Source organism: Facklamia miroungae (assembly GCF_012396555.1).
Classification (GTDB): Bacteria; Bacillota; Bacilli; order Lactobacillales; family Aerococcaceae; genus Facklamia; species Facklamia miroungae.
On record NZ_JAAXPS010000008.1, the window covers coordinates 54799 to 81117 of the forward strand.

The following is a 26319-nucleotide window of genomic DNA, read 5'->3' on the forward strand; positions in this document are numbered from 1 at the left end:
TTGCAAATGTCAATTAAGAAAGAGGAGATATTATGACAGATATTAAAACAATCAACACTGAAAAAGCGCCTGCAGCCATCGGACCTTATTCTCAAGCCAAGCAGGTAGGGGAATTATTATTCTGTTCAGGTCAAATTCCAATCAATCCAGCTTCTGGCGAAGTGGAAGCGAGTGACGTAACCGGACAGACTAAGCAGGTAATTGCGAATATTGATGCTTTGTTACACGCAGCAGGTTATTCAGTTGATCAAGTGATTAAGACGACATGTTTCCTAGCAGATATGGGAGATTTTGCTGCTTTTAACGAAGTTTACGCCGAATATTTCACATCTAAACCAGCTCGTTCAGCAGTTGCTGTTAAGACTTTACCTAAGAATGTTTTGGTTGAAATAGAAGTAATTGCTAGCTTATAATCAAGTTTTTAAATTGAGCTGCTTGACGACTGAAGAAAGAAGTCGTTGGCAGCTCTTTCGCATATTATTAGTGACTATATTTAAAGGAGATTGAAAGTAATGGCAGAAGATCAGATTAGACATTTTGCTCAGATGATTCAAGAAAGTCAAAACATTGTATTTTTTGGTGGAGCGGGTGTTTCAACTGGCTCTGGTATTCCCGATTTCCGTTCGGCGCAGGGAATCTTTATGCAGGATAGCAATTATGAATTTTCAGCAGAAGAAATTATTTCCCATCCCTTTTACCAGAGTCATCCAAAAATATTTTTTGATTTCTATTTCGATAAACTCGTATACCCTGAAATTGAACCTAATTTATCCCATACCTTCTTAAAAGATTTAGAAGATAAGGGTAAAAATGTGACGATTGTTACGCAAAATATTGATGGTCTCCATCAAAAGGCGGGTTCTAGCCAAGTCTTAGAATTGCATGGATCTGTTTTGGATAATTATTGTAGCCAATGTGGCACTTATTATAGTCTGAAGGATTTAGAAAGAGATGCTCAAGGCATTCCGCGTTGTCCTAAAGATCAAGCGATTATCAAGCCGGATGTTGTACTCTATGGAGAAATGTTGGATGAAGAAACTATTAGGCAGTCTATTCAAGCCATTAGTCATGCGGATCTTTTGATTATTGCTGGTACTTCCTTAAATGTTTATCCCGCCGCTTCATTCATCCATTATTTTAAGGGAAACGATCAAGTAGTGATTAACCAAACCCCTATTATAAGTAATCATCCCAATGCTTTAGTCTTTCAAGAAAAGATTGAACAAGTCTTTCAGTCGGTTAAAGATCTTTTGTAAAATCCTCACTAAATGGTTTGGCCCTTGTTCAAATCAACGAAGAATGGTAAAATGTTTGCAACTTAAATTTTAATTTGACTATGAAGAGAAGAGTAATTCATCACGTTCCAGAGAGGAAACCTTGCGCTGAAAGTTTCTTGATGAATGAAGGTAGCTTGGAGTCATAAGACATGAGAAATAAATAATAGTGTCTTACGGAGTAAACTTCGTTAACAAGATTGAGAAATCAAGTAAGAATACGTTAACTTGGTTAAATTTAGGTGGTACCACGTTTTTGACGTCCTATGCATGGCATAGGACTTTTTTTATGAATACTATTTAAGGAAGGTGTAAGTATGGTAGAAGATAAAAAGCAAATGCCAAGTAAATATCAACCTCAGACGGTTGAAGCAGGAAAATATGAAAAATGGGTAGAACAAGGGGTTTTCAAACCCTCTCAGGACCCATCAGCAAAACCTTACTCGATTGTTATTCCACCTCCTAATGTAACTGGTAAATTACATTTAGGTCACGCGTGGGATGTCACTTTGCAAGATATGATTATCCGGTCTAAACGCATGCAAGGTTTTGATACCTTGTGGTTACCAGGGATGGATCATGCTGGTATTGCAACCCAAGCTAAAGTTGAAGCACGTTTAGCTGAGGATGAAAAGTTGACTCGCTATGACTTAGGGCGTGAAAAATTCCTAGAAAAAACCTGGTCTTGGAAAGAAGAATACGCGGCTATTATTCGCCAACAATGGGGTAAAATGGGCGTATCCGTAGATTATTCACGTGAGCGCTTTACATTGGATGAGGGCTTAAACAAAGCGGTGAATAAAGTCTTTGTTAAACTTTATGAAAAGGGCTTAATCTATCGCGGTGAATATATTATTAACTGGGATCCGAAAGCTCGAACAGCCTTATCTGATATAGAAGTGATTCACAAAGATGTTCAAGGTGCTTTCTACCACGTGAATTATCCAATAGTTGGCAGTGAAGAGGTAGTTCAAATAGCTACCACCCGACCTGAAACGTTGTTGGGAGATACAGCCATTGCAGTTCACCCAGATGATGAACGTTATCAGCACCTCATTGGTAAAAAGGTTCTTTTACCTTTAATGAACCGTGAAATTCCTGTCGTATCGGACGCATATGTCGATCGCGAATTTGGGACAGGGGTCGTTAAAATCACTCCGGCTCATGACCCTAACGACTTTGAAGTCGGAAACCGTCATAATCTACCCCGTATTAATGTGATGGAAAAAGATGGTACCATAAATGAATTAGGCGGCAAATATGCAGGTATGGATCGCTTTGATGCGCGTAAACAAATCGTTGAAGACTTAAAAACAGAAGGCTATTTAGTTAAGGTTGAAGACCATACCCACTCTGTGGGGCATTCTGAGCGGTCTGGAGCGGTGGTAGAGCCTTACCTGTCTACTCAATGGTTCGTTAAGATGAAGCCGCTAGCTGAGCAAGCGTTAGCCAATCAAGAGACTGAGCAAGCGGTTGAATTTTATCCACCACGCTTTAACCAAACCTTTAAAACCTGGATGGAGAATGTCCATGATTGGGTCATTTCTCGTCAACTTTGGTGGGGACATCAAATTCCAGCTTGGTATCATAAAGAAACGGGTGAGATTTATGTTGGTGAAGAACCTCCAAGAGATAAAGAAAATTGGGTCCAAGACCCTGATGTCTTAGACACATGGTTTTCATCAGCCCTTTGGCCCTTTTCAACCATGGGATGGCCAGAAGAAGGTCATGATTACCAACGCTACTTCCCAACCAGTACATTGGTAACCGGCTATGATATTATCTTCTTCTGGGTATCACGGATGATTTTCCAATCCTTAGAATTTACTGGGAAACGTCCCTTCCAGAATGTTTTAATTCATGGGTTGATTCGCGACAGCGAAGGGCGCAAAATGTCCAAATCGCTTGGTAATGGAATCGATCCGATGGAAGTGATCGATGAGTATGGGGTAGACTCTTTACGCTGGTTCTTAGCTACCGGTTCTACTCCTGGTCAAGATGTCAGATACTCAACAGAGAAAATGAACGCCGCCTGGAATTTCATTAATAAAATTTGGAATGCTTCACGTTATGTATTAATGAATGTGGGTGATTTGACCATTGAAAATCTTGAAATGGGTCAAGATTTAACAGTAGCCGATCAATGGATCTTATCGCGATTACAAAACACCATTGAAGAAGTAACACGCTTATTTGAACGTTTTGAATTTGGCGAAGCGGGTAAAGTTTTATATCACTTCATTTGGGATGACTATTGTGATTGGTACATCGAAATGACCAAAGAGCAATTACAAGATTCTGATCATGATCACCTAACTACTAAATCGGTACTCGTATATGTTTTAGATCAAATTTTAAGACTTTTACACCCAATTATGCCGTTTGTAACTGAAGAAATCTGGCAACAGATAGCCCCTAAAGGAGCTTCTATTGTAACTGCTACATACCCAGTAGTCGTAGAAGGTTATCGTCATGAAGAAGCTGAAATGCAAATGCAAGAGTTAATTGAAGTAATTACAGCTGTACGTCAGATTAGAAATGAAATGAATACCCCACTTTCTAAAGCTTTAAGTATCATCATTAAAGTTAAAGATCAAGCGATTAAAGAAAGTTTACAAAGCAACCAAGCATATATAAACCGTTTTTGCCATACTGATCACCTAGAAATTGCAATTGATCCAGTGATTGACGGTGAAATGGTTACTCAGACCCTTTCTTTTGCACAAATATTCATTCCATTAGCAGGTTTAGTTAAGATTGAGGATGAAATAAAACGTCTTCAACAAGAAGTAGCTAAATTAGAAAAAGAAGTCGAACGGTTGGTTAAAAAATTAAGCAATCAATCCTTTGTTGATAAGGCACCTGCTCAGGTAGTAGAAGCTGAGCGTACAAAACTTACAGATTATGAACAACAGTTAAAAGCTGTTCAAGTAAGAATAGAAGAATTAAAGCCATTAATTTAGTGGTTAGAAAAAGAGGAATGAAGATGACGTTTTCAAATGTTGATGAGGCTACACATTGGTTGTTAAACCAAGTCAATCCTTTGCCAAGACCCGATATGACTAAGATGTATCAGGCTTTAGAATACGTTGGGAACCCCCACCTAGGATTGCCCATTATTCATATCACAGGAACGAATGGTAAAGGATCTACAGTTGCCTATTTAAGAGATCTGTTATCAAGTCAAGGCTTTAAAGTAGGAGCTTTCACTTCACCACATATTGAGCGGTTTAATGAGCGGATAACTTTTGATGGTCAGCAAATTAGTGACCAAGATTTAATTCGCTTGACTAATCGATTGGTAGATTTAAATGCTTATATGGAAGAAAATTCTCCGTATGGACGGCTAATCTATTTTGAGCTTTTTACCATCATGATGTGTTTATATTTTCAAGAAAAACAACCGGATGTTTGCTTAATTGAAGCGGGCATCGGAGGGATGTCTGATTGTACGAATGTTTTAGACGGTGAAATTGCAGTGATCACTTCGATTGGAATGGACCATGCCGACATGTTAGGCGATACTTTAGAGTCGGTTGCTTTAGAAAAAGCAGGCATTATTAAAAGCGAAAAAGAAGTGGTTACCGGTTTAATTCAAAACAGTCCTCTAAGAATCATTGATAAATGGGCGGATGCAAGGTCAGCCGTTCACCACTCCTATGACCAGACATTTGGCGTAAAACACATTGAAAAGCTAGGACCGTTTAGAACGCAATTTCAATTCTGGAGTCAAACGCAAGCTATTTCTCAAGAACCTTTTGAGATTACTATGATCGGTGATCACCAAGTTAGAAATGCGGCTGTCTCTTTACAAGTTTTTCTACAGTGGATGACTCTAAAAAAACAAACCATTAATTGGTCTAACGCCAAACAAGCGCTTAAACAAACAAAATGGATCGGACGTTTGGAAAAAATAATGGACAAGCCTTATGTTTTTCTAGATGGTGCTCACAATATGGAAGGGTTAGCTGCTCTTAAAAAAGTAGTCGATGATAATTTATCTGATTTTGAAATCACCATCATTTATGGTGGCTTAAAAAAGAAAAATCAAGCTGAACAAATTCCATTATTATTAAGTTTTCATGCACGATCGATCTTTTTAACCTCTTTCCATCATTTTGAAGCGATGAAAGAAAAAGACTTTTTAAATATTTTACAATCCGAATCAATTAAAAATGGAGAAAAAGCAAATTACGTCGGAGATTGGAAAAGCTGGATGCACGAATATGTTGCCGCCAATCATACCAACAAAGAAGCACTTTTACTGATTACGGGGTCTTTGTATTTTGTATCGGAAGCGAGAGCTTATTTATTAAATGATATAGACGCATAGAGTTACTAGGAGATTCTTTAAGCACCTTTCCTCTTTATTGCTTGTATTTATTAATATAAGAAGTAAGGGGGAATTTTTTTGTCATCGACTGGTGCTTGTATACGTGAAATGACGCAATATGATCAACCACGTGAAAGACTTGTCCATTATGGAGCCAAGAGCTTATCAAACCATGAATTGCTAGCAATTCTTCTTAGGACAGGAACAAAACAAGAAAATGTTTTAAATTTAGCGATCCGACTTTTAAGCCACTTTGAACCACTGAACACTTTAAAAACAGCTTCTCTCAGTGAACTCCAGTCCATTAAAGGGATAGGACCAACAAAAGCGATAGAGATAAAAGCGGCTATTGAATTTGGGTCTAGAGTACAAGAAGCACAATTTCATAAGTATGGCGTTTTAACTTCGACTGCTCAAGCGGGCCAGTGGTTAATTAAAGAAATGGGTGATTTACATCAGGAACACTTATTGGCTCTGTTTCTGAATAGTAAAAATGAGATCATCAAAAAGCAAACGGTCTTTATAGGATCAGTTAATAGCTCGGTGGCTTGTCCAAGAGAAATCTTCAAAGAGGCCGTTAGGTATCCGACTGCACGTTTGATCATTGCTCATAATCATCCGTCCGGTAATCCAGATCCCTCTCAAGCCGATCTACAATTTACACGACGGATGATTGCCTGTGGCGAGATGATGGGAATAGAACTCCTAGACCATTTGATTATTGGTAGTGATCGATACATCAGTTTGAGGGAAGAGAGTAATTGTTTTATCTAATTGATAGTTAAGTGAAAGTCTCCTAAAATTAGAAATTTGCTTAAAGCTATTGAAATTTCTGGCCAGCCTATGTTAGAATTTATATATGTTTTTGTAAGGGGTATCATAGTTTGGAAATTCCACTTCGTACCAAGAGCAAGAATATAATTTTATTAAGTGCTAAGGCACGAGGAGGATATTTGTATATGGAACAAGGTACAGTAAAATGGTTTAACGAGTCTAAAGGTTTTGGTTTCATCGAACGTGAAGGAGATTCAGATGTTTTTGTTCACTTCTCTGCTATTCAAGGTGAAGGTTTCAAAACTTTAGCTGAAGGGCAAGCTGTTCAATTTGAAGTTGAAGAGGGCGCACGTGGACCTCAAGCCGCAAATGTTGAAAAATTAGCTTAATTCATTGAACAGAGCTCATAAAAAATATAATATCGAAGTAAGATTCATCATAAGGGATGATAAATCTCTTATGATGAATCTTTTTTTAGTTATGATAGAAGATGGTATATTGTTTTGAGGTTAGATAGAGAAGAATGGATCAGGCTAAGTTTTGCAAAAAAGATAAAATCCTAGGAGTAAAGACGGGCTTTGCTAGTTTTTGCTCATTTTTTTTGCTATAATTTACAGAGCTATTGCTATTATTTGAAAGGCGGTTGACTAGATGGGGATCTTTGGCAAACAGCAAATAGGTATCGATTTAGGAACTTCAACGACCATCGTTTATATTGCGCGAAAGGGTATCGCTTTGCATCAACCCTCAATAGTAGCTATCGACAAAGAGTCTAATGAAATAGTTGCTTACGGTAAAGAAGCATCAAAATTAGTCGGGAGAACTTCCGATCGCTATGAAATGATTTATCCCATACGAAATGGAGTCATTGCAAATTTTTCAATGACTAAGAAGATGTTAGGCTATTTTATCACTCAGGCTTTGAATACTTCTTTATCAAAACCTGAAGTTGTGATCAGTGCCCCTAGTCAAATTTCTAAGGTTGAAAGAAAAGCTATTATCGATGCGATTAAATCACTGGGAATTAACCGAGCTATGATAGTAGAAGAAGCTTTTGTAGCAGCCTTAGGGGCTGATATGGCAATCGAAGAAGCGCGTGGCAAAATGATTGTTGATATTGGTGGTGGGACAACGGATATTGCCACTTTATCTTACGGAGAAATTGTAGATTCTCTTACTCTGAGTGCAGCTAGTAACAATATGAATGATGAAATTCAGTCCCAAGTACGTCAAGAACATGATTTGATGATAGGAAATTATACGGCTGAAACATTAAAGATTGTGATTGGCGAAGCTTTATTCGATCCGAATGAAGAAGATCATTTAGTTGTGAAGGGGAGACATGTTGTAACGGGTGTTCCAAGTGAAGCCAAGATATCATCCAAGACGGTTGCCAAGGCAGTAGATATTGTAATTAATCAAATCATTATGGGTATGAAACAAGTATTAGAATTAACCCCGCCAGAATTATCAGCTGATATAATGGAAACAGGTATCGTTTTAACAGGAGGTGGGTCTTTGCTTAAGCACTTACCAGATCGGATTCAAAAAGAAATTGGCGTTCCTGTTAGAAGAGCAAACCTGCCAATCGATTGTGTAGCGATGGGAGCAGGTCGCATGTTCGATGAATTAGATCGTCAATCAGTCGTCATAGAACGGAGCTTACGCTAATTGTTAACTAGTAGAAAGAAGGCAAAGTATGCTGAATAATAAGAAGTTAATTGGGATTCTTCTCGGAGGAATTCTAATTTCAAGTTTAATCGCCTATTCACTCTTTAATGGAACGAATAATGTGGTTAAGACCGCAGTTAATGAGACAATCTCATGGACCGGTAGAGTATTTTCAGAACCAGTCAGTATGGTTGTGCAGTTTGTGAATTCCGTGGATGATTTAGTGAATACCTTTGAAGAAAACGAGGCGCTTAAATCGAAGATAGATAAATCTTATGAAATGCAAGTTCGAATTGCTGATCTTGAAACCGAGAATGAAAAGTTGCGTCAAGAGCTTGATTTATCCGAAACACTCTCTAAATTCACTAGTATTCATGGAACGGTCATTTCACGAAATCCTGATCAATGGACTGAAACTTTGATTATTAATTTAGGATCTAAACAGGGAATTGAAGAAAATATGGCGGTAATGGCAGGCAATGGCTTAATCGGTCGTGTGATCGAAGTATATCCAACTTCATCAAAAGTTTTGCTTTTAACCAGTAATCAATCCAAGGAGGGAATGGTTTCGGCTCGGGTTCAAACCGATAAAGACGGTTCTTCTGCGATTGGTGTGATTAGCGATTATGATCCGAAGAAGAAAGAATTTCTGATGACTCAAGTTTTACCGGATGCTAAGGTTAAGGCGGGTGATATGGTAATTACCTCGGGATTAGGTGGAGTGATTCCAGCTTCTCTATTTATCGGCGAGGTGACCAATACTGAAATGGACGCACAAGGTTTGTTTCAGACAGTGAGTGTGAAACCAGCAGGAGAAATGACAGATATACGTTTTGTGACAGTAATCTTGCGTGAAGGAGCTCAGAAAGATGAATAGTTTTTCAACCAAATTTGGTTATCAAAGAGAAAGAAACATTGTTGGAATTGTTCCACTCGTTTTACTCTTTGCTCTTGTTATAGACTCAGCCCTACCGTCCATCTTTCCAAAAGCCTTTTTGGGTAATCAACAGATCATTGTTTCTCATTTACTGATTTATTTCATCGTAACCTTTGCTTTTTATTTGAAGAATTCCTCCATTTTAATTTATGCCTTTATTATCGGGTTAATTGCTGATGCCTATAATTCAACCATTTTAGGCCTCTATGCGATTTTGTATTTTTTGATGGCTTATTGCATTATCTCAGTGAGAAAACATTTCCCACGTAACGCTATTATCCATATGATGTTATTCATTGTTTCCTTAACTTTTATAGATTTTATTGTCTATTTTTTCTATCAACAAGTAGGGTTAAGTCAGCTTCTTTTTGAAGATTATGTCCTAATGCGTTTAGGACCGACCTTAATCTTTAATACAGCTTTAACCTTTTTCATGTATTTTCCTAATCGGATGCTCGTGCGTTGGTTAGGTTATGATGACCATATTATTTTCTAGCTAAAACTTCGGGAAAATTTTCCCGAAGTTTTTATATACTTAAATTAAATATGGTATAATAAATTAAGATTAACAAAAAGTATAAGGGAGGAACCATTATGAGAATTAATCAGGCATTGCTAAAAGACAATTTATATCAAGCAGTAAATGGAGAATGGTTAGAAAAAGCGGTTATTCCTTCAGACAAACCTGCAACAGGTGGATTTATGTCATTAGCTGAAAAAGTAGAAGAAGTTTGTCTCAATGACATCAGCGAATTACTTGAAGACAAAATAACGACGACTGATCCTTTAATGTTAGAGTTTATCAAACTATATAAACAAGCGCTTGATTTTGATCAGCGGGAGAAAGACGGTTATGTAGAAGCTAAAGCTTTTTTAAATAGTATCCTTTCACAAGCAGATTACCAAGCTATTACCGATAAAATGGTGGAATTATTAAACTATAAATTGCCTTCGTTAATTAACTTATCCGTTGAACCTGATATGAAAAATGCGCAACAAAATTCCCTTTATATGGATGTACCCAGGTTAATTTTACCAGACACTCCCTATTACGATGAAGAAAATGAAAAAGGTCAGTTTCTTTTGGACATATACCAAAAACAAAGCGAAGAATTATTAATAAGTCTTGATTATGATAATGAGCAAAGTCAACAATGGGTAAAAAACTGCATAGAATTTGATCGAAAATTAGCTAAGTATCAGAAAACGCAAGAAGAATTAGCGGACTATACTCAAAATTATAACCCACGATCCATTGCTGAAGTGAAAGATTATTGCCAAGAAATTGCAATTGATTCTTTTATTAAGCAGATGATCAAAGAAGTACCAGACAAAATTATTGTTACCCAGCCTTCTTTTTTCGAAAACTTAAATGAAATTATTCAGTCGGACTCTATTGAACTGCTTAAATCTTGGTTATTAGTAAGAACAATTAATGATATATCAGGGATTTTAAGTGAAGATTTTCGTTTAAAAGGTAGTCAGTTTTCATTAGCCCTATCAGGAACGCCTGAACCGATGAAAGCCAAAAAGTTTAATTTTTACCTGGTAAGGGATATGTTTGATCAAGTGATCGGTACCTATTATGGCAAAAAATATCTAGGATTCGAAGCTCGTAACGATATCGAGAGCATGGTCAAAGCTATGATTGAAGTTTATAAAAATAGATTGGAAAAGAACCAATGGTTGAGTGATGAAACCATTCAATTAGCCATTAGAAAGTTAGAAAAATTTGACTATCTAATTGGTTTTCCAGACAGCTATCCAGAATATTATAAAGACTTAAAAGTGAATGCAGAGAGTTCTCTTTTTAAAAATTGTCTATATTTAAAGATGATCCATCAAAAGAATCAATTTTCAGAATATGGGCAAACAGTCGACCGAGATAAATGGTTGATGCCAGCAGATAGAGTAAATGCCTATTACAATCCCACATTAAACAATATTTGTTTTGCGGCGGGTATTTTACAAGCTCCTTTCTATAGTCTCGATCAATCAAGAGCAGCTAATTATGGAGGAATTGGAGCAGTCATAGCTCATGAGATTTCGCATGCCTTTGATAACAATGGTGCTAAAATTGATGAAAATGGTAACTTGAATAACTGGTGGACTGACCAAGACTTTGAAGCTTTTAACCAAAAAGCTCAAGCGGTAGTTGAACAATGGGAAGGTATGCCTTTTGGTCAAGGAAAAGTGAATGGGAAGTTAACTGTTTCTGAAAACATTGCAGATGGAGGCGGTTTGACAGCTGCTTTAAATGCCTTAAAAAATGAAGGAGAAACAGATTTTAAAGATTTCTTTATCAATTGGGCCCGCATTTGGTGTCAAAAAGCGCGTCCGGATTATGAATTAATGTTGCTTCAAGTAGATGTTCATGCACCAGCAGAATTACGTGGCAATGTGCAAGTGAAGAATCTTGATGAATTTCATGAAACGTTTGGAATTTCAGAAGGGGACGGCATGTGGTTACCTCCAGAAGACCGTGTGCGTATCTGGTAATTTTTCTAATCAGGAAATCGAAGAAATATTGACACTTAAAAGCAAGTCTGTTATCATACTAATGTTGTATTTGTGTAGCACCACAACTGCAACCGCTCATCCTTGAGTTTAAGTGCGTTAGACACTCAAGTTGGCGAGTCTAAGTGTAGGTATTTATACCGAAAATCTAATAATAGGAGGTGCTTGAATGTACGCAATTATCAAAACAGGCGGCAAGCAAATTAAAGTAGAAGAAGGACAAACAATCTTTGTTGAGAAGTTGGATGTTGCAGTAGGCGATAAAGTGACTTTTGATGAAGTCGTTTTAGTAGGTGGCGAAGGTGAAACAAAAGTTGGCTCCCCACTAGTTGCTGGAGCTTCTGTTGAAGCCACTGTTGAGAAACAAGGACGTGAAAAGAAAGTTGTTACTTTCAAATATTTACGTCGTAAAGATTCTCACCGTAAGCAAGGACATCGTCAACCATATACTAAGTTAACTGTTAACACAATTAAGGCATAAGGATGATTCAAGTACTGATAAGCCTTTCAGCAGATGGTCAAGAAGTTAAGTCAATTGAAATGACAGGACATGCTGGATATGGTGAATATGGACAAGATATAGTCTGTGCAGCAGTATCTAGCCAAGTAATTTCAGTTGAAAACTCTCTATACCAACTATTGAATGTGCCTGTAGAAACGACTATCAATGAAATTGAAGGTGGTTATCTCAAACTGGTACTTCCATCCATCCACCAAAAAAAGTTAAAACAAGATGTGCAACTTCTGATGCGGCATTTAATTTTAGCTTTAGAAATAACAGAACAAGCTTATCCCGATTATATCCATTTAAAACAAATCACTTTATAGGAGGTGCTCTCTATGTTGAAATTAGATTTACAACTATTCGCTACGAAAAAAGGTGGAGGTTCTACTCAAAATGGCCGTGATTCAATTGCTAAGCGTTTAGGCGCTAAAGTTGGCGACGGCGAAGAAGTAACAGGTGGATCTATTATCTACCGTCAACGTGGAACAAAAATCCATCCAGGCGAAAATGTTGGCCGTGGTGGCGATGATACATTATTTGCTAAAATCGATGGAATCGTTAAATTTGAACGCAAAGGTAAAAAAGCTAAAAAAGTTTCCGTATATCCAGTAGCTGTTGAAGCTTAGTCAAACCTTTCAAATTTCTTAACATGTTTAAAAGCAGACCTAATTTATCGAGGTCTGCTTTTTTGCTTGAATTAATTTTGTTTAAGTAATAGTCAAATACATGATCATCATTATTGGTTAATTTCAATTTCATCGAGAGGCAGCATAATGTCGTATGTATAGAAACTTTCTAAACTTTTAAAATTAAAAGCATTAATTTCCAATTCTAAATCGCCTTTTAATTCTGGAATCTCTTCTTTCGGGTCGTAACTCATAATAGACATTTTTACATCAGCTCTTTTACCAGATCCTATTTCTTGAAAGAAGGTAATCATTGATGGATCGATCATTTTTCCATCAATTGAAGCAGTATCTGCTTGGACCATTAATTTCTCATCTGTTCGGTTTTCAATCTCGAAAACAATTTCATGACTACGGCCAAAGAAAGAGTCTTCTTTTTCGTTAATTTCTTTAAAAGCAATATAAAAGTCCGTATCGTCTACTAAAATTACGCTTTCTGATCCATTGATCTTATCATCTTCAGCAGTTTTATCGTCTTGTTCTTCATTATTATCTTTGTCTTCAATCGATTCTTCACCAGTCATTTTTTTTAATTGGTCTTTCTTAGTTTGAAGCATTTTCTCGAGTTTTGAAATATCTTCCCTAAGTTTTTCTGCTTCTTTTTCACCTTGCGCAAAAACGCTAGTCCCGCCTAACATCATCATACTTGCCAGTAGTAAAAAGCCTTTCTTCATTTCACTTCCTCCTTAAAAATTGATGTATGAAATACTTCCAACGTTTACATTTACTATTCGACAGGTAATTTTATGGAGAATCATGAATGATTCTATAACTATAATATATCTTTAACTAATGAAAAAAGAAATTGATTTGCTTAAAAAAATAACTGAATTACTTTTTTTAAAAATAAAAAATAGCTTAGTATACAAACTAAGCTACTGGATAATCAGAATAAGGCTTAAAAATTCGAGAAGCATTCGAATGAGAAAGCCAGTTAAGAGGGGGATTTCAATTTCATTAGTGAATCTTTTCTTTTTAATTAGTTGGATCAATGCTAGAGCGAATGCCATTAGAAAAAAGAGGAATCCTATTCCGAATAAAATAACCCCAAGTCTCGAAGAAACAGTAAAAAGAGGATTTGGATAAGCAATTTTAGCAATAATGATTGTCAATAAAGAAATTAATCCCAAAATAAAAGTGATTGTATAAATTTTACGGAAAAGCTCTAAATACCGTTCGATTTTATAGTTTTGCATAAATGACCTCCTTAAAGGCGTCTTTACTTATATATTAGTATAGACGCCTTTAAAGTGCAATGTGGATGAGTATGATTCTTTAATTCCAATTAATTAAGTCTAAAAATTTATGATACTCTTTGGGAAAATCAATTTTAAATAGAGAATCCGTTTGCCCACTATTTAAATTGTAGTAACCATAGTATTTATGATCAAAATCGTTTAAGGCTAAGAGTGTCTCTCCCTCTTTGTTGTAGTCAACTACTTGAATGTCAATTATATTGTTTAAGGATTCAAAATGTTCAATTGGAATCTCACCAGTATAAGTTTGATCCTCAAATGAATAATAGCCTAAATAGTTTTTATTTTCTCGGAATTCCAACACATAAAGTTTGCTAGAATCAGCTGTCAAAATTTGAAGGGAATCCGCTTTAGGATAATTTGTTTCAATTTCTTGCCATGCTTGTTCTTTAAAATCAAAGAGAAAGAAGGGACCCGGCTTGCCGTTTTCAAGATTATAGGTAGTTTGAATAAAAGGGGCATCAAGAGCGTGCCTACTATTAGACTCTGGTTCATTGAACCAAACTTCTTTAGCGAATGTTTCTTCTTCATCATATAAATTATAGCTTTCTTCATTAATGAGTTTAAATTGATTTTCTTTGTTCACTTCATCAAGTTGGTAAATTGTAATTGTATTTTCAAAGGAAAATTTGCCGCTATTAGGGTTTCCCGATTCGATATTGTAAAGACACATTAGATAATATTTACCATCCACTTGACGGCCTTGAGCATTTTGCAGATAGATTCTATTCGAGTCATTGATTGAAGGCTTGATTATAGGAATATCTTTGATAAGCTCCTTTTTATTTGTAAAGTCTAAAAAATGAACTTTGATGGGCTTACCTTCATCAGAAAAGAAATCACTTTCAATCCAGAAATAGTAGTTATCTCCTTGATAGATTTGTTTCAGTGAATCGATTCCTTTGAAAAAGGTGGGGACTTCTTTAGCCAATGCTTTTAATTCTTTATTTCCTTCAAAATCAAGGGTTTTGAAGCTGAGATTTGAACGGCTCAACTGATAATCACCGCTTTTATTCTGAGTCATTTCTTGTGGCAAAGAGAAGAAACTATTTTGACTACTTAGTTGAACATACTCTTCAGGTAGATCGGTTAGTTTTTCTTTTCCTTCTATCGGTGTTAATTTTCCAACAATCGGTGCGTTAAGACCATAGAGACTTCCTACTAACAAGATTAAACCGATGCCAATGATTGAAAAGTATTTAATCATTTGCTTGTAATAATTCATTTTTCTACCTCCTTTAGATATGCAGATCTTTTGCGACGTATTGACTACCAATCAAGTAAGTAATACTTCCTACAAGGATAAAACTGAGTGGATAAAAAGCATGAAACTTAAGATTACTAGGTAGGATACCAGAAGCTATCATTTTTCCAGCAAGGTATATTCCTGCTATTATGATGAGCAAGTAGAGAACAGACCATTTCCAGGAATAGGCACGTTCAAGCAGTACAAACAGAAGGGTGAATGGAATCAATGCAAGCCAGGCTAAGAGATTAATAAGCGATACCCAGATTGATTCGGTGAAAAGATTGGTAAAATAAGAAAAGTTGAAAACGAGATAGAGGGGCATATCATTTGAATACCGCTCTTGTAAGATCAATTGTAAGAAAAAATGAAAAATATATACTGTGAAATAAACGAATAAAATACTCAGGAAAAAATAAAAGACGAGGCTAAGGAATTTAGCATGGTAAAGGTTGGGTCGTTTAAACGGGCCAGCTAGCCAGCGAGAAATCATCTTACCTTGGCTAAACCAATCTTTTAACCAGATTAAGAGGGTCGCAATTGCCATACTAATAACTCCGATAATAAAGGCGATATTTATGATATTGAGCAATATATTTGGCTGATTTACCATATTTTGTTGGAAATTACTTTGTATATTGATAAAGGACAGGATTAGATAGATTAAAGCAACGGTTAACCAATAAAATTTCTGCCTTTGTATTTCAAAATAAGTTAAACGCAATACTTCTTTCATTTACTTTAACTCCTTTCTTAGCCATTCAACGAGCGATAGCTCTTCATTCTCACGCATATCCTCTAAATAGACAGAATGTTTTATTTGGCCCTCACTCATTAAAACGGCGCGATCAATGAAATGTTCGACATCGTAAAGTTCATGAGTGGTTACTAAGACACCGCAATCTTTTTGGATAAATGAACCAAAGAGTTCAAGAATTTGTTCCCGGCTAAAGACATCGATACCAGCAAATGGTTCATCGAGCAGAAGGTAATCAGCGTCAAGCGCTAAACCTAACATTAAGTTTAATTTTGCTTGGTTTCCTTTGGATAATTCTTTAATTTTTGCTTCATCTTCTAATTGAAAGAAATCCTGAATATCTTTGGCTCGAGAAGGATTCCAAGCCGGATATAGATTATACATAAATTCTTTGCATGCTTTAACCGTCATCGAAGGGGGAAAGTTGAGGTAATCGGGGACATGCCATATTCTAGATTCGGAATCTTTTAACTTCATTTCATCAACATAAATTTCACCTTGATAGGGTAAGAGTCTTGCAATGCAGTTAATTAAGGTCGACTTCCCCGTACCATTGATGCCAATTAAACCCGTAATTTCACCTGGATTAATTTCCAAATTTATGTCTTTAAGGACCTTGCGCTTACCGAAAGACTTGTTTAGGTTCTCAATTCTAATCATGTTTAAGAGCCTCCTTTTTAATTTGATAGGCATGTGTAATGCGCTGGATAACTTCTTCAAGTTGTAAGTCCATGGGAAGTAAAACATCGACGAGGTTTTCAATGGCTTGATCAATCGATTCATATTTCAGTTGAGAAATCAGTCGAGTGTCTTCAGTTATTGTACTGGGTCTTTGAGGTTGAGTAACAATCATGCCTAAATCCTCCATTTCTTTAAATGCCTTTTGAACGGTATTGGGGTTTACCTTCCATTCCTTTGCTAATTGTCTTCTTGATGGTAATTGATAACCAGGCGTATATTTTCCTGTGACGATCTGATCTTTCACCCAAGCTATAATTTGGGTATAGATGGGTAGATTCGATTCCAGTTTCATTTTTCCACCTCCATAAGTGTGCGGATGTATTCTCGTATTTGTACTACAATCATAATACAGATTACTTAAGTGTATTATACGAGTAATACACTTTTTGTCAATTGTCTTTTTTAATTTTTTTGTGCGATGCCATTCACTTTTTTTAAATCAAATAGCTTTTTAAATAAATTTAAACTACGCTTTCGCCTAGCTATGGTATGATTAAGAAGAAATGATCTATTTAAGGAGGAATAGGGTGGATTTATTAGTTGATAAATTGAAAGAAGTATTAATATCTGTACTTCCCATAATTTTAATTGTAATCGTCATCTCATTAACGATGGTTGCGGTATCTGCTGAAATGATGATTCGCTTTCTAATTGGAGCTTTTTTATTAATCCTAGGATTGACCATCTTTTTATTTGGGGTTGATGTGGGGATGGGGCCTATTGGTGACTTAATGGGAAAGAGTGTTGCAGATGCTCCCAATATATGGGCGATAACCGGACTGGCCTTTGTGATCGGTTTTTCAGTCACAGTTGCCGAACCTGATTTATTAATTTTAGGTCAACAAGTATCGGATGCTATGGGAGGAATGATTTCTTCAACAGTTATTGTAGCAATCGTATCGCTAGGGGTCGGCTTCCTGATTGCTTTTGGCATCGTGAGGATTTTATCTTCTTTTTCGATTAAGTATTTCTTTTTAATTGCTTATGGTTCAATTGCTTGTTTAGCCTTCTTTGTTTCAAATGACTTTATTGCTATTGCTTTTGATGCTTCTGGTGCAACTACTGGCGCATTAACAACGCCGTTTATTTTAGCTGTATCGGCTGCTGTTTCTGCTCGTAAAGGAGGGCATATGGCCGAGGAAGATTCTTTTGGTTTAGTAGGTGCAATGAGTGTCGGTCCAATTCTTGCAGTTATCTTACTATCCCTAATGACAGGTGTTAATTTCCAAGCACATGTCGAAAATTACCACTATACACAAGGAATGATTGTTCCTTTTCTCAAAGCTATTGGGCATACTTTCTTCGAATCTTTGATGGCCTTAACTCCTTTAGCCATACTCTTTGGTATGATGAATTGGAGGCAATTTAAGCTTAAGAAACGGGAACTCAAACGGATTATTAAAGGGGTTACTTATACCTTAGTCGGTCTAGTTCTCTTTTTAATTGGTGTCAATCAAGGGTTTATGGATATGGGGCGTTTTTTAGGGAACATGTTAGCGCGCGATTATCAAGCCTGGCTACCTTATATTGGTCTTTTAATGGGATTGGTGATTGTTTTAGCAGAGCCTGCTGTGCATGTATTGGGCGACCAGGTAGAGAGGGTTACGGGTGGCTTTATCAAGAATAAACTATTGCTTGGATTCTTATCGATAGGAGTGGGGTTAGCAGTTAGTGGTTCTTTGATTCGTATTTTAATTCCCAGTATTCAAATTTGGCATTATTTATTACCAGGTTTCTCCTTAGCTCTCTGCTTATCATTTTTTGTTGATGATTTATTTTCTGGGATTGCTTTTGATGCGGGGGGAGTCGCCTCTGGACCAATGACCGCAACGTTTATCCTTTCATTTGCGCAAGGAGCAGCTGAAAGGATACCAACAGCCAATGTGGTAACCGATGGTTTTGGTGTGATAGCGACCGTTGCTATGGCACCCATTATCATGATTCTTTTACTAGGTATTATTTATAAATATAAGCTAAAACAAGTAGCAAGCGATTAGGAGGATAATTATGCAGACAGTATTATTTTTTGCGATCGTGAAAAAAGGAACGGCCTCTTATTTTCTCGAACAAGCACGTCTGGCAGGAGCAACAGGTGGAACGATCTTTCAAGCAGAAGGAACCATTGCTAATCCTTTTTTAGATTTATTAGGCTTAAATGATTCAAAGCGTGAAGTTCTTTTGATGCTAGTCGATTATGCCAATGAAGCAAAGATTCACCAAGTCTTAACTGATAAATGTGAACTTGCAAAGAAGGGGAAAGGTATTTTATTTTCAGTTAACACGACAAGCGTTTATGGTAGCAAACAGTTAAAACATGAATTTAATCAAGGAGGTCAAGGTGTGAGTAAGTATCAATTACTAGCAACAATTGTCGATCGTGATTCTGGTGATGAAGTGGTCGAAACTGCTCGAGCAGAAGGCGCTGGCGGGGCTACGATCATTCACGGGAGAGGACTGGGCTCAAAGAAAGCACCTAAAATCTTTAACGTTCAAATCGAGCCTGAAAAAGAATTGGTATTAATGATCGTTGAATCGCAAAAAGTGCCTGAAATTATTGAGAAAGTGTCTCATGCTATGGATATTGATCAGCCAGGTAAGGGCATCTTATTTACAGTGGATGTCAATGAAGTAAGCGGGCTTTTCCAACAAATAAACTAATTATGTAAAATTATAAAAGTAGATAAAGACGAGTGATTAGCTTATTAGCTAAAACTCGTCTCTTTAATTTATTTCTAAATTAATTGCTAAAAATAAAGATTCATTAATTAGTAGGAATGGTAACTCAGCGCTGTCAATAACTATTGAAACAATAAACTTAATTAATGCTTGATTATAATTTACTAAGAATTTAAAAACCTACTTGAAAGTGATTACATTCTTGTCAAAAACGGGGTATAATATTTTTGATAGTAAAGGAGTGGTAGAAGTGGTAAAAAAAGTAATGGACTATTTTGATTTAACTCCGAGAGGGATTGTATATTCTGTTTTGATAATGACTCTTGGCTGTGTTGTTTATGCTTTTGGAGTAAACTATTTCTTAATCCCAAATCATTTTGGTAATGGTGGAGTGACCGGTGTTTCTATGTTGGCTTATTACCTTATGAAGATACCAACAGGGACAACGAACTTTATTGTTAATGCGATTCTATTAGTTATAGGTTGGAAATTCCTGAGTAAGCGAACCTTGCTCTATACAATTTATGCTTCTACCTGTTTAAGTTTTTGTTTGAACCTTATCCAACCCGATCCTTATGTTGCAACCAATATTATTATCCCTGCTGTGGCAGGTGGGGTACTATTGGGAGCTGGTATTGGTTTAGTTCTTAGAGGCAACGGGACTACTGCCGGAACGGATATTGTTGCTATGATTATGCAGCAGTACCTAGGAATTAGTTTCTCAGTGGGCTTACTAATGTGTGATATGCTAGTCATCTTAGCTTCAAGTTTTATTATTGGCGTAGATATGACGATTGTGACGATCATGATGATGTTCATTGCTAGTCAGACCGTCAATTTTGTAACTGATGGTATGAATCGTAAGAAATCAGTCATGATTTTTTCTTCCAAGAAAGAAGAAATTGCGGACCGTGTCATTAAAGAGATGGTTCGAGGCATTACCGTTTTTAGAGCCTATGGCTACTATTCAAAGCAAGAAAGAGAAGTTTTATTGGCTATTGTTAACCGTAATCAAGTTGTTCAATTACAACGGGTGGTTACGCAGATAGATCCTAAAGCATTTGTGACCATTTCAGATGTTCAACAAGTGATTGGTGAAGGTTTCACCTTCTTCTCCTATGAAAGTCCACATAAAAATAAATACCATTAAAATCAAAAATTTATTTTGCTCGATGAAGTCATTTGTATGACTACAATCGAGCTTTTTATCATATTAGAGAAGACGAGCTGTGCTATATTCAGCGTTATTTACAGCGCTATCCTAAATGAGGGCCTATTATAATATCCTCAATAAAAGTAATTTCAACATCGATACTCGGAATGCCTTCTCTGTTGGTCTCTAGCGAAAATTCATAAAATCAATTTGTGAATCAAGCATAATTGCAATTAGACTTACTCTTTGAGTGAGCGTTTATTTTGAAGGAAAATGACTGAGGCAATAAAAGATCCCAGCTTGGATTACTGAGATCAAGGGCAAGTTTTAATCAAAATAATGATATTGGTAGTGATAAATTCTAATTAATCTATTTCGAGCATCTGTTCGAACGTTGAAAACAAAAGTGTGATCACGATGATCAAGACTATGCCGTTTCGGGATACGAAAGTAATTAATAGTGGATGCCGACATCATCCTCAAAAGTTCATCTTCTAAGAAAGCCAGGGGAATTTTGAGATTGGAATAGCGGTAAAAGTCATCTTGAAAGCGTTGGTAATTTTCGCTGAAGTAATCAAACTGTGTTTCATTATGGTGGTAGGCATTGATTTCCATTATTCTACCTCCTCAGCCAGAGTGATGTCTAGAATTTGATCAAAAGTTAGAATTCGATAGTCTTTAGAAAGTGGATTTTCAACTGCGCATTGTTCGAAAGATAATTCTTTAAGAAGGCCGGTAAATGAGTGAATGGATTTGGTTTGATTTTTAATTTGATAGACAAGATTAATAGAAAGCTTTTGCACGTATGCTTGACTGAGTAAAAGAAATTTTTCTTTAGGAGACAGTCTGGTTTGGTCGAAAGCTGCAGAGCTATGTGAGAGTGCGGAGGTATGTTCAGATAGGAAAAACCCCATCCATTTGGCCATCTTGCGGTCTTGATAGCATCTGGCTGCTTTGGAAGATAGGTAAGATCGATCGACACTCATTCTAAACCATCCAATCCACCAGCTCCACCTGCGGCGTGACCACCAATCAACTTGCTTCGAGCAATTGAACGTGATCCTTCTAATAAAGCATTGGCTTTTAAGATTGAAACATAACCAAAGCGCGAGCGAATCTTGTCTACTGTTTTGTCTAATGTTTCTTCCTTTATTGCCCGCTCAGGCTCTTCAAAGAGTGAATAGTAGTGAATCGATTCTTCAACGAGTCCGGCATAACGAATGCCAATATTACGAACAGGGCCTGAGTCATATTTAGACCGGAACAATTGAATCACAGTGGCCGTCAAAACCTTTGTTTGTTGGCTAGGATCAATATGTGCTTGGGCACGAATAGGAGATTTATCAACTTCTTTGGAGTAGCCAATATATATGGAAACAACACGAGCTTTTTTGCCAGCACGTCTTAAGCGAATAGCTACCTGTTCGGCCATTTCACTTAAAACTAATTCAATATCTGCTTGTTGATAGTAGTCGCGCGGTAAAATTTGTGAATTACCGATGCCTTTAGATTTAGGACGGTAAGGCTCACTTACTTTACTTTCATCCACTCCATTGGCGTGAAAGAATAATTGTAATCCAATTACACCAAATTCCTTCTTCAATCGCTCAGGATCCGCATGCGCCAAATCATAAATCGAATAGATGCCCAGACGTTTGAGACGTTTTGCGGTTCGTTTACCAATTCCCCAGAAATCCGTTAAATTGGGAATTGCCCAAACCTTTGTAGCTACATCTTCATAGGACCAGTTGGCTCGCATGGTTGGGTTCTTTTTAGCTTCGTTATCTAAAGCAAGCTTAGCTAATAAGGGGTTGGCATTGGACAATCCAATTGTTGAGGCAACTCCTGTTTTGCGCCAGATATCCAGTTGAATGCGACTGGCAATTAAATCTAATTTATCACGACGGGAAAAATCAGGATTAGGAATGAAATAATTTAAAACATGAGTCAAATCAATAAAACCTTCGTCGATTGAATAGGGTAAAATATCCTCTTCTGAAGCATACTGGGTTAAGAGTTTCAGAATTTCAATATTTTTTTCAATGTAGAGTCCCATTCTTGGTGGTACAAATAAAGTGTGCTTGGCCCAAGATTCAATATAGTGGACATAAGCGGGATCGGTTCGCAACCCATCACGTCGCGCATTCTGATAATTAAAGCGTCGATTATGAACATAGAAGGGTAAATCATAAGTTCGTCCCACATTTTTCCTGCCAAAAACCTGTTTAAAGAGAGGAGAGGAGGCAAGAATCAGTCCTTGAGAAGTCTCTGTTTGACTCATTACACAAAGACTTGTTCTTAAGGGGTGTAAGCCACGTTCGATACATTCTACACTCGCATAGAAAGATTTCATATCGATAAAAGCAATATCCGAATGAGGTTCCCGGCTATAATCAATAATAGTCATTATAAATCCCTCCTGTATTCCATAGTTTAATACGAACTGATGTTCGTGTCAATGCCAGTTCAAATAGTGCTTCTGAATAAAACCATACAAAGATAATGAAAATGTAATAAAATAAAAAATTTTAAAAACTTATTATTTTATTAGTTTTTTTTGAAAAGAAAGGGCGTTAATTATCTTGAATGTAATGGCTACTAATAAGGGAACAAAGGAAAAACACAAAAAAAATGATATATTTTTAAAAAACGCTTTCATATATTTTTTTTTAATGTATAATATAAGCGTAGTAATAACTCGAGTTTACTAACAATTTTCCAAATGGAGGGAAAAATTAATGTCAGAGAATAAAAATGACAGAATTAAGATCAAGACAGGTCTAGTAGGTCGTTTACTGATAGCTATTGCGATTGGTATTCTGATTGGACGTTTGCCGTTTATTCCTGAGTGGTTTATTAGAATTTTAGTAACTTTATCTAGCTTATTTTCAGCCTTTTTAGGTTTCTTTATTCCTTTAATGATTATTGGTTTAGTAACTAAAGGAATTGCTGACCTTACTGAGGGAGCAGGGAAATTATTAGGAATTACTGCTTTAATTTCTTATGGTTCAACTCTAGTAGGAGGTACTTTTGCTTACTTTGTAGCAACAGCAATTTTTCCTAGTTTTATTACCAGTGATTTAGTCAATAAAATTACTGAAGCAGGCGAAGGTGCTGCACCTTTCTTTACCGTACCTATTACTCCTATCTTAGAAGTGACGACTGCGGTAGTTCTTGCCTTTATGATGGGCTTGGTCATTTCTTGGCTGCGGGCTAAGAAAAATTCTGGTCAAGTACTCTATCAATTGACTTGTGAGTTTGAAGAAGTAGTTGTTAAAGTCTTAGAAACAGTGATTATTCCTTTACTACCTGTATACATCCTAGGTAATTTTGCTAATATGTCTTACTCAGGTTCCGTTTTCGCTGTTTTATCAATTTTCTGGAAAGTCTTTATTATTGTTATCATTATGCACTTGCTCTATATTAGCTTACTGTTCTTTGTTTCTGGAACTTATGCCGGCAAGAATCCTTTAAAATTAATTAAGAATCAGATTCCTGGTTACATGACGGCTGTTGGAACTCAATCCTCGGCTGCAACGATCCCAGTTAACTTAGACTGTGCTGAAAATAATGGCGTATCAGAACAAATCCGAAATTTTGTGGTGCCTTTATGTGCAACCATCCATTTAGCGGGTTCAATGATCACCATTACATCTTGTACAACCGCATTATTATTAATGTATGATTTACCACATAGCTTTGGCTTAATCTTTGGCTTTATCTGTATGTTAGGTATTGCTATGGTAGCTGCTCCAGGCGCGCCAGGTGGAGCAATTATGTCGGCTGTACCATTCTTACCAATGGTGGGGATTGTCAGTGATGCTATGCAACAATTAATGATTTCACTTTACTTAACGCAAGACTCCTTCGGAACTGCCGCTAACGTTTCTGGAGACAACGCAATTGCTGTAGTCATTGATAAGATCTATGCAGATAAAATTAAATCGTAATAGAATAATAAATTAAAATAAAAAAACTTCCTTAAGGGTTAGCCAGCGACCTAACTCCCTAAGGGGGTTTTTTGTTCCGAATAAAAGAATAAAAGAATATATTTAAAAATTGACTGATTTTACTTTCTTTTTACCTGCAAGAAGCATAAGATAGGGTTAAGAAAGTGAGTGATTATAATGGCATGTACAACAATTTTAGTAGGTAAGAAAGCTTCTTATGACGGATCAACATTGGTGGCACGAAATGAAGACTCTTGTTCGGGTCAATACAATGCCAAAAAATTGGTAGCTGTAGCAAGTGAAGGGCACCCTGAGGTCTACCATTCTGTTTTAGCCCATTTAGATATTGATTTACCCAAAAATCCAATGTCTTATACCTTAACCCCAGATGCTGTAAATAGCAAAGGTGTTTGGGGAGCGTGTGGTGTTAATAGTGCTAACGTAGCGATGACAGCCACTGAAACGATTACTTCGAATGCTCGCGTTTTGGCTGCTGATCCGTTAGTAATATATCAAGAAAGTAAAGGTGAGAAGGGTTCAAAGGATTATCAGGAAGAAATGCTTGGCGGTATTTCAGAAGAAGATATGGTCTCTTTAGTTTTACCCTATATTCATTCAGCCCGTGAAGGTGTTCAACGCTTAGCAAGTTTGTTGGAGACTTATGGAACTTCTGAAATGAACGGAATAGCTTTTCAGGATGTAAATGAAATTTGGTGGTTAGAAACAATTGGAGGTCATCATTGGATCGCTAAGCGGGTACCCGATGATTCATACGTAGTTATGCCCAACCAATTTGGTATTGATACTTTTGACTTAGAGGATGCCTTCGGTCCTCAAAAAGACCACATGTGTTCTTCAGATTTGCGCGTGTTTATTGAAGAAAATCACTTGGATTTATCAATCGAGCAATCTTTCCAACCACGCTTAGCCTTTGGTTCGAGAACCGAAGCAGATAAAGTTTATAATACACCAAGAGCTTGGGTGATGGGACGCTTTTTCAACCCCAATACTTACAAGTGGGAAGGTCCAGAAGCGGATTACACGCCTGAATCTTTTGATATTCCTTGGTCCTTTGTACCTGAACATAAAATTACTGTTCATGAAATAAAAGAAATACTCTCTAATCATTATCAAGGAACCCCATACGATCCCTATGCACTTAAAGGAGAAAGTAAAATGCGTGGGGCATACCGTACCATTGGAATCAACCGCAATAACTTTTTGGGCTTAACACAAATTCGTCCTTATATAGCAGAAAAAAACCGCAGTTTACAATGGATGGCTTTTGGATCAAATGTTTTCAATGCCATGCTTCCGTTGTATACTCAAGTTAGTCAATTTCCATCTTATCTCAGTCAAACAAATGATCAGCCAACCACCGACAGTCTTTATTGGTCTTCGAGAATGATTGCAGCCTTAGCAGACGCCCACTATCCTCAAACTCAAGCTGACGTTGAATCCTATCAAGCAAAAGTAGACCATCAAGCCTTAGCTATTATTAAAGAATTTGATGAGAAATTAAGTCTAGCAGATGAAAGTCAAAAGAATAGTTTATGCGAAGAAGCCAATCAACAAATAGTGAATATCATCCAAAAAGAAACTCAAGACATGCTCAAAAAAGTATTATATACTGCCTCAAATGGTATGAAGAATGCTTACGCACGTTCTGATAACTAGAAAGAAATAAAAGCTCTTAGAAATATTATTTCTAAGAGTTCAGACTGTAGACAAAGTCCTTTAAATCACCAACCAATGGTGATTTTGAGGGCTTTTTGATATATAATAAAAAGAAAACGGGTGATTTCTATGATGTCCACTAATGCAGAAAGTAAAACGTTCGAAG

Annotated in this window: 27 protein-coding genes and 2 other annotated features; of the genes, 18 read left to right on the top strand and 9 right to left on the bottom strand. The window is 36.7% G+C overall.

Annotated features, from left to right (window positions below; all coding sequences use genetic code 11):
- Positions 1 to 32 precede the first annotated feature (32 nt).
- The 13 genes from HF969_RS07805 to rpmA all read left to right on the top strand — a co-directional run bounded on the left by HF969_RS07805 (position 33) and on the right by rpmA (position 12637).
- Positions 33 to 413, top strand: coding sequence for a RidA family protein (locus HF969_RS07805; RefSeq protein ID WP_090290139.1), 381 nt, complete (start codon positions 33 to 35; stop codon positions 411 to 413).
- A 99-nt stretch (positions 414 to 512) separates the two neighbouring features.
- Positions 513 to 1256 carry an NAD-dependent protein deacylase gene (locus HF969_RS07810; RefSeq protein ID WP_090290140.1) on the top strand — a complete coding sequence of 248 codons (744 nt, stop codon included), beginning with the start codon at positions 513 to 515 and terminating at the stop codon, positions 1254 to 1256.
- A gap of 71 nt (positions 1257 to 1327) precedes the next feature.
- Positions 1328 to 1544 (top strand) — a binding site (T-box leader).
- Between the two features lie 47 nt (positions 1545 to 1591).
- On the top strand, positions 1592 to 4237 hold the full coding sequence (locus HF969_RS07815) for a valine--tRNA ligase (protein WP_090290141.1): 2646 nt from the start codon (positions 1592 to 1594) through the stop codon (positions 4235 to 4237).
- Between the two features lie 23 nt (positions 4238 to 4260).
- The gene (locus HF969_RS07820; RefSeq protein ID WP_090290142.1) at positions 4261 to 5607 is read left to right on the top strand and encodes a bifunctional folylpolyglutamate synthase/dihydrofolate synthase; all 1347 of its coding nucleotides are present in this window, start codon (positions 4261 to 4263) and stop codon (positions 5605 to 5607) included.
- Positions 5608 to 5715: 108 nt separating this feature from the next.
- On the top strand, positions 5716 to 6381 hold the full coding sequence (radC, locus tag HF969_RS07825; RefSeq protein WP_090290168.1) for a RadC family protein: 666 nt from the start codon (positions 5716 to 5718) through the stop codon (positions 6379 to 6381).
- 185 nt (positions 6382 to 6566) lie between these two features.
- On the top strand, positions 6567 to 6770 hold the full coding sequence (locus HF969_RS07830) for a cold-shock protein (protein ID WP_090290143.1): 204 nt from the start codon (positions 6567 to 6569) through the stop codon (positions 6768 to 6770).
- Between the two features lie 262 nt (positions 6771 to 7032).
- Complete coding sequence (gene mreB, locus HF969_RS07835) at positions 7033 to 8052, top strand: rod shape-determining protein (RefSeq protein ID WP_090290144.1); 1020 nt, start codon at positions 7033 to 7035, stop codon at positions 8050 to 8052.
- Between the two features lie 28 nt (positions 8053 to 8080).
- Positions 8081 to 8929 (top strand): rod shape-determining protein MreC, encoded by an 849-nt coding sequence (gene mreC / locus HF969_RS07840; RefSeq protein WP_090290145.1) that lies wholly within the window; start codon positions 8081 to 8083, stop codon positions 8927 to 8929.
- Positions 8922 to 9485 carry a rod shape-determining protein MreD gene (gene mreD / locus HF969_RS07845; protein WP_090290146.1) on the top strand — a complete coding sequence of 188 codons (564 nt, stop codon included), beginning with the start codon at positions 8922 to 8924 and terminating at the stop codon, positions 9483 to 9485. The genes mreC and mreD overlap by 8 nt, the downstream gene beginning before the upstream one ends.
- A 98-nt stretch (positions 9486 to 9583) precedes the next feature.
- Positions 9584 to 11488 carry a M13 family metallopeptidase gene (locus HF969_RS07850; RefSeq protein ID WP_090290147.1) on the top strand — a complete coding sequence of 635 codons (1905 nt, stop codon included), beginning with the start codon at positions 9584 to 9586 and terminating at the stop codon, positions 11486 to 11488.
- Positions 11489 to 11568: 80 nt separating this feature from the next.
- Positions 11569 to 11639: a sequence feature (ribosomal protein L21 leader region), on the top strand.
- Positions 11640 to 11675: 36 nt separating this feature from the next.
- Positions 11676 to 11987, top strand: coding sequence for a 50S ribosomal protein L21 (rplU, locus tag HF969_RS07855; RefSeq protein WP_090290148.1), 312 nt, complete (start codon positions 11676 to 11678; stop codon positions 11985 to 11987).
- 2 nt (positions 11988 to 11989) lie between these two features.
- The gene (locus tag HF969_RS07860; RefSeq protein ID WP_090290149.1) at positions 11990 to 12334 is read left to right on the top strand and encodes a ribosomal-processing cysteine protease Prp; all 345 of its coding nucleotides are present in this window, start codon (positions 11990 to 11992) and stop codon (positions 12332 to 12334) included.
- A 12-nt stretch (positions 12335 to 12346) separates the two neighbouring features.
- Complete coding sequence (rpmA, locus tag HF969_RS07865; RefSeq protein WP_090290150.1) at positions 12347 to 12637, top strand: 50S ribosomal protein L27; 291 nt, start codon at positions 12347 to 12349, stop codon at positions 12635 to 12637.
- Between the two features lie 110 nt (positions 12638 to 12747).
- Here rpmA and HF969_RS07870 read toward each other — a convergent pair whose 3' ends face one another.
- The 6 genes from HF969_RS07870 to HF969_RS07895 form a co-directional block, all read right to left on the bottom strand.
- Positions 12748 to 13371 carry a hypothetical protein gene (locus HF969_RS07870; protein ID WP_090290151.1) on the bottom strand — a complete coding sequence of 208 codons (624 nt, stop codon included), beginning with the start codon at positions 13369 to 13371 and terminating at the stop codon, positions 12748 to 12750.
- 201 nt (positions 13372 to 13572) lie between these two features.
- Positions 13573 to 13893: a hypothetical protein gene (locus HF969_RS07875; protein WP_090290152.1), complete on the bottom strand. Its 321-nt coding sequence runs from the start codon at positions 13891 to 13893 to the stop codon at positions 13573 to 13575.
- Between the two features lie 79 nt (positions 13894 to 13972).
- Complete coding sequence (locus HF969_RS07880) at positions 13973 to 15178, bottom strand: hypothetical protein (protein ID WP_090290153.1); 1206 nt, start codon at positions 15176 to 15178, stop codon at positions 13973 to 13975.
- 13 nt (positions 15179 to 15191) lie between these two features.
- Positions 15192 to 15935 (bottom strand): hypothetical protein, encoded by a 744-nt coding sequence (locus tag HF969_RS07885; protein ID WP_090290154.1) that lies wholly within the window; start codon positions 15933 to 15935, stop codon positions 15192 to 15194.
- Complete coding sequence (locus HF969_RS07890) at positions 15936 to 16616, bottom strand: ATP-binding cassette domain-containing protein (RefSeq protein ID WP_090290155.1); 681 nt, start codon at positions 16614 to 16616, stop codon at positions 15936 to 15938.
- A complete protein-coding gene (locus tag HF969_RS07895; RefSeq protein ID WP_090290156.1) occupies positions 16609 to 16989 on the bottom strand; it encodes a GntR family transcriptional regulator in 381 nt (126 codons plus the stop codon). Before HF969_RS07895 ends, HF969_RS07890 begins: the two co-directional genes overlap by 8 nt.
- A gap of 235 nt (positions 16990 to 17224) precedes the next feature.
- Between HF969_RS07895 and HF969_RS07900 the strand changes: the two genes are divergently transcribed.
- The 3 genes from HF969_RS07900 (at position 17225) to HF969_RS07910 (ending at position 20523) form a co-directional block, all read left to right on the top strand.
- Positions 17225 to 18694 carry a DUF1538 domain-containing protein gene (locus HF969_RS07900; protein WP_090290157.1) on the top strand — a complete coding sequence of 490 codons (1470 nt, stop codon included), beginning with the start codon at positions 17225 to 17227 and terminating at the stop codon, positions 18692 to 18694.
- A 10-nt stretch (positions 18695 to 18704) separates the two neighbouring features.
- A complete protein-coding gene (locus tag HF969_RS07905; protein ID WP_090290158.1) occupies positions 18705 to 19355 on the top strand; it encodes a P-II family nitrogen regulator in 651 nt (216 codons plus the stop codon).
- A gap of 268 nt (positions 19356 to 19623) precedes the next feature.
- Positions 19624 to 20523 carry a YitT family protein gene (locus HF969_RS07910; RefSeq protein WP_245694846.1) on the top strand — a complete coding sequence of 300 codons (900 nt, stop codon included), beginning with the start codon at positions 19624 to 19626 and terminating at the stop codon, positions 20521 to 20523.
- 330 nt (positions 20524 to 20853) lie between these two features.
- Here HF969_RS07910 and HF969_RS07915 read toward each other — a convergent pair whose 3' ends face one another.
- The 3 genes from HF969_RS07915 to HF969_RS07925 are packed head-to-tail and all read right to left on the bottom strand — an operon-like array spanning position 20854 to position 22933.
- Entirely contained in the window at positions 20854 to 21141 is a 288-nt protein-coding gene (locus HF969_RS07915; protein WP_090290159.1) for a DUF5960 family protein, read from the bottom strand.
- Positions 21141 to 21512, bottom strand: a complete 372-nt coding sequence (locus HF969_RS07920) for a hypothetical protein (RefSeq protein WP_090290160.1) — start codon at positions 21510 to 21512, stop codon at positions 21141 to 21143. The genes HF969_RS07915 and HF969_RS07920 overlap by 1 nt, the downstream gene beginning before the upstream one ends.
- Positions 21509 to 22933 (bottom strand): Y-family DNA polymerase, encoded by a 1425-nt coding sequence (locus HF969_RS07925; RefSeq protein ID WP_090290161.1) that lies wholly within the window; start codon positions 22931 to 22933, stop codon positions 21509 to 21511. The genes HF969_RS07920 and HF969_RS07925 overlap by 4 nt, the downstream gene beginning before the upstream one ends.
- A gap of 331 nt (positions 22934 to 23264) precedes the next feature.
- Between HF969_RS07925 and HF969_RS07930 the strand changes: the two genes are divergently transcribed.
- Positions 23265 to 24476 (top strand): dicarboxylate/amino acid:cation symporter, encoded by a 1212-nt coding sequence (locus HF969_RS07930; protein WP_090290162.1) that lies wholly within the window; start codon positions 23265 to 23267, stop codon positions 24474 to 24476.
- Positions 24477 to 24653: 177 nt separating this feature from the next.
- Entirely contained in the window at positions 24654 to 26153 is a 1500-nt protein-coding gene (locus HF969_RS07935; protein ID WP_090290163.1) for a C69 family dipeptidase, read from the top strand.
- Positions 26154 to 26319 lie beyond the last annotated feature (166 nt).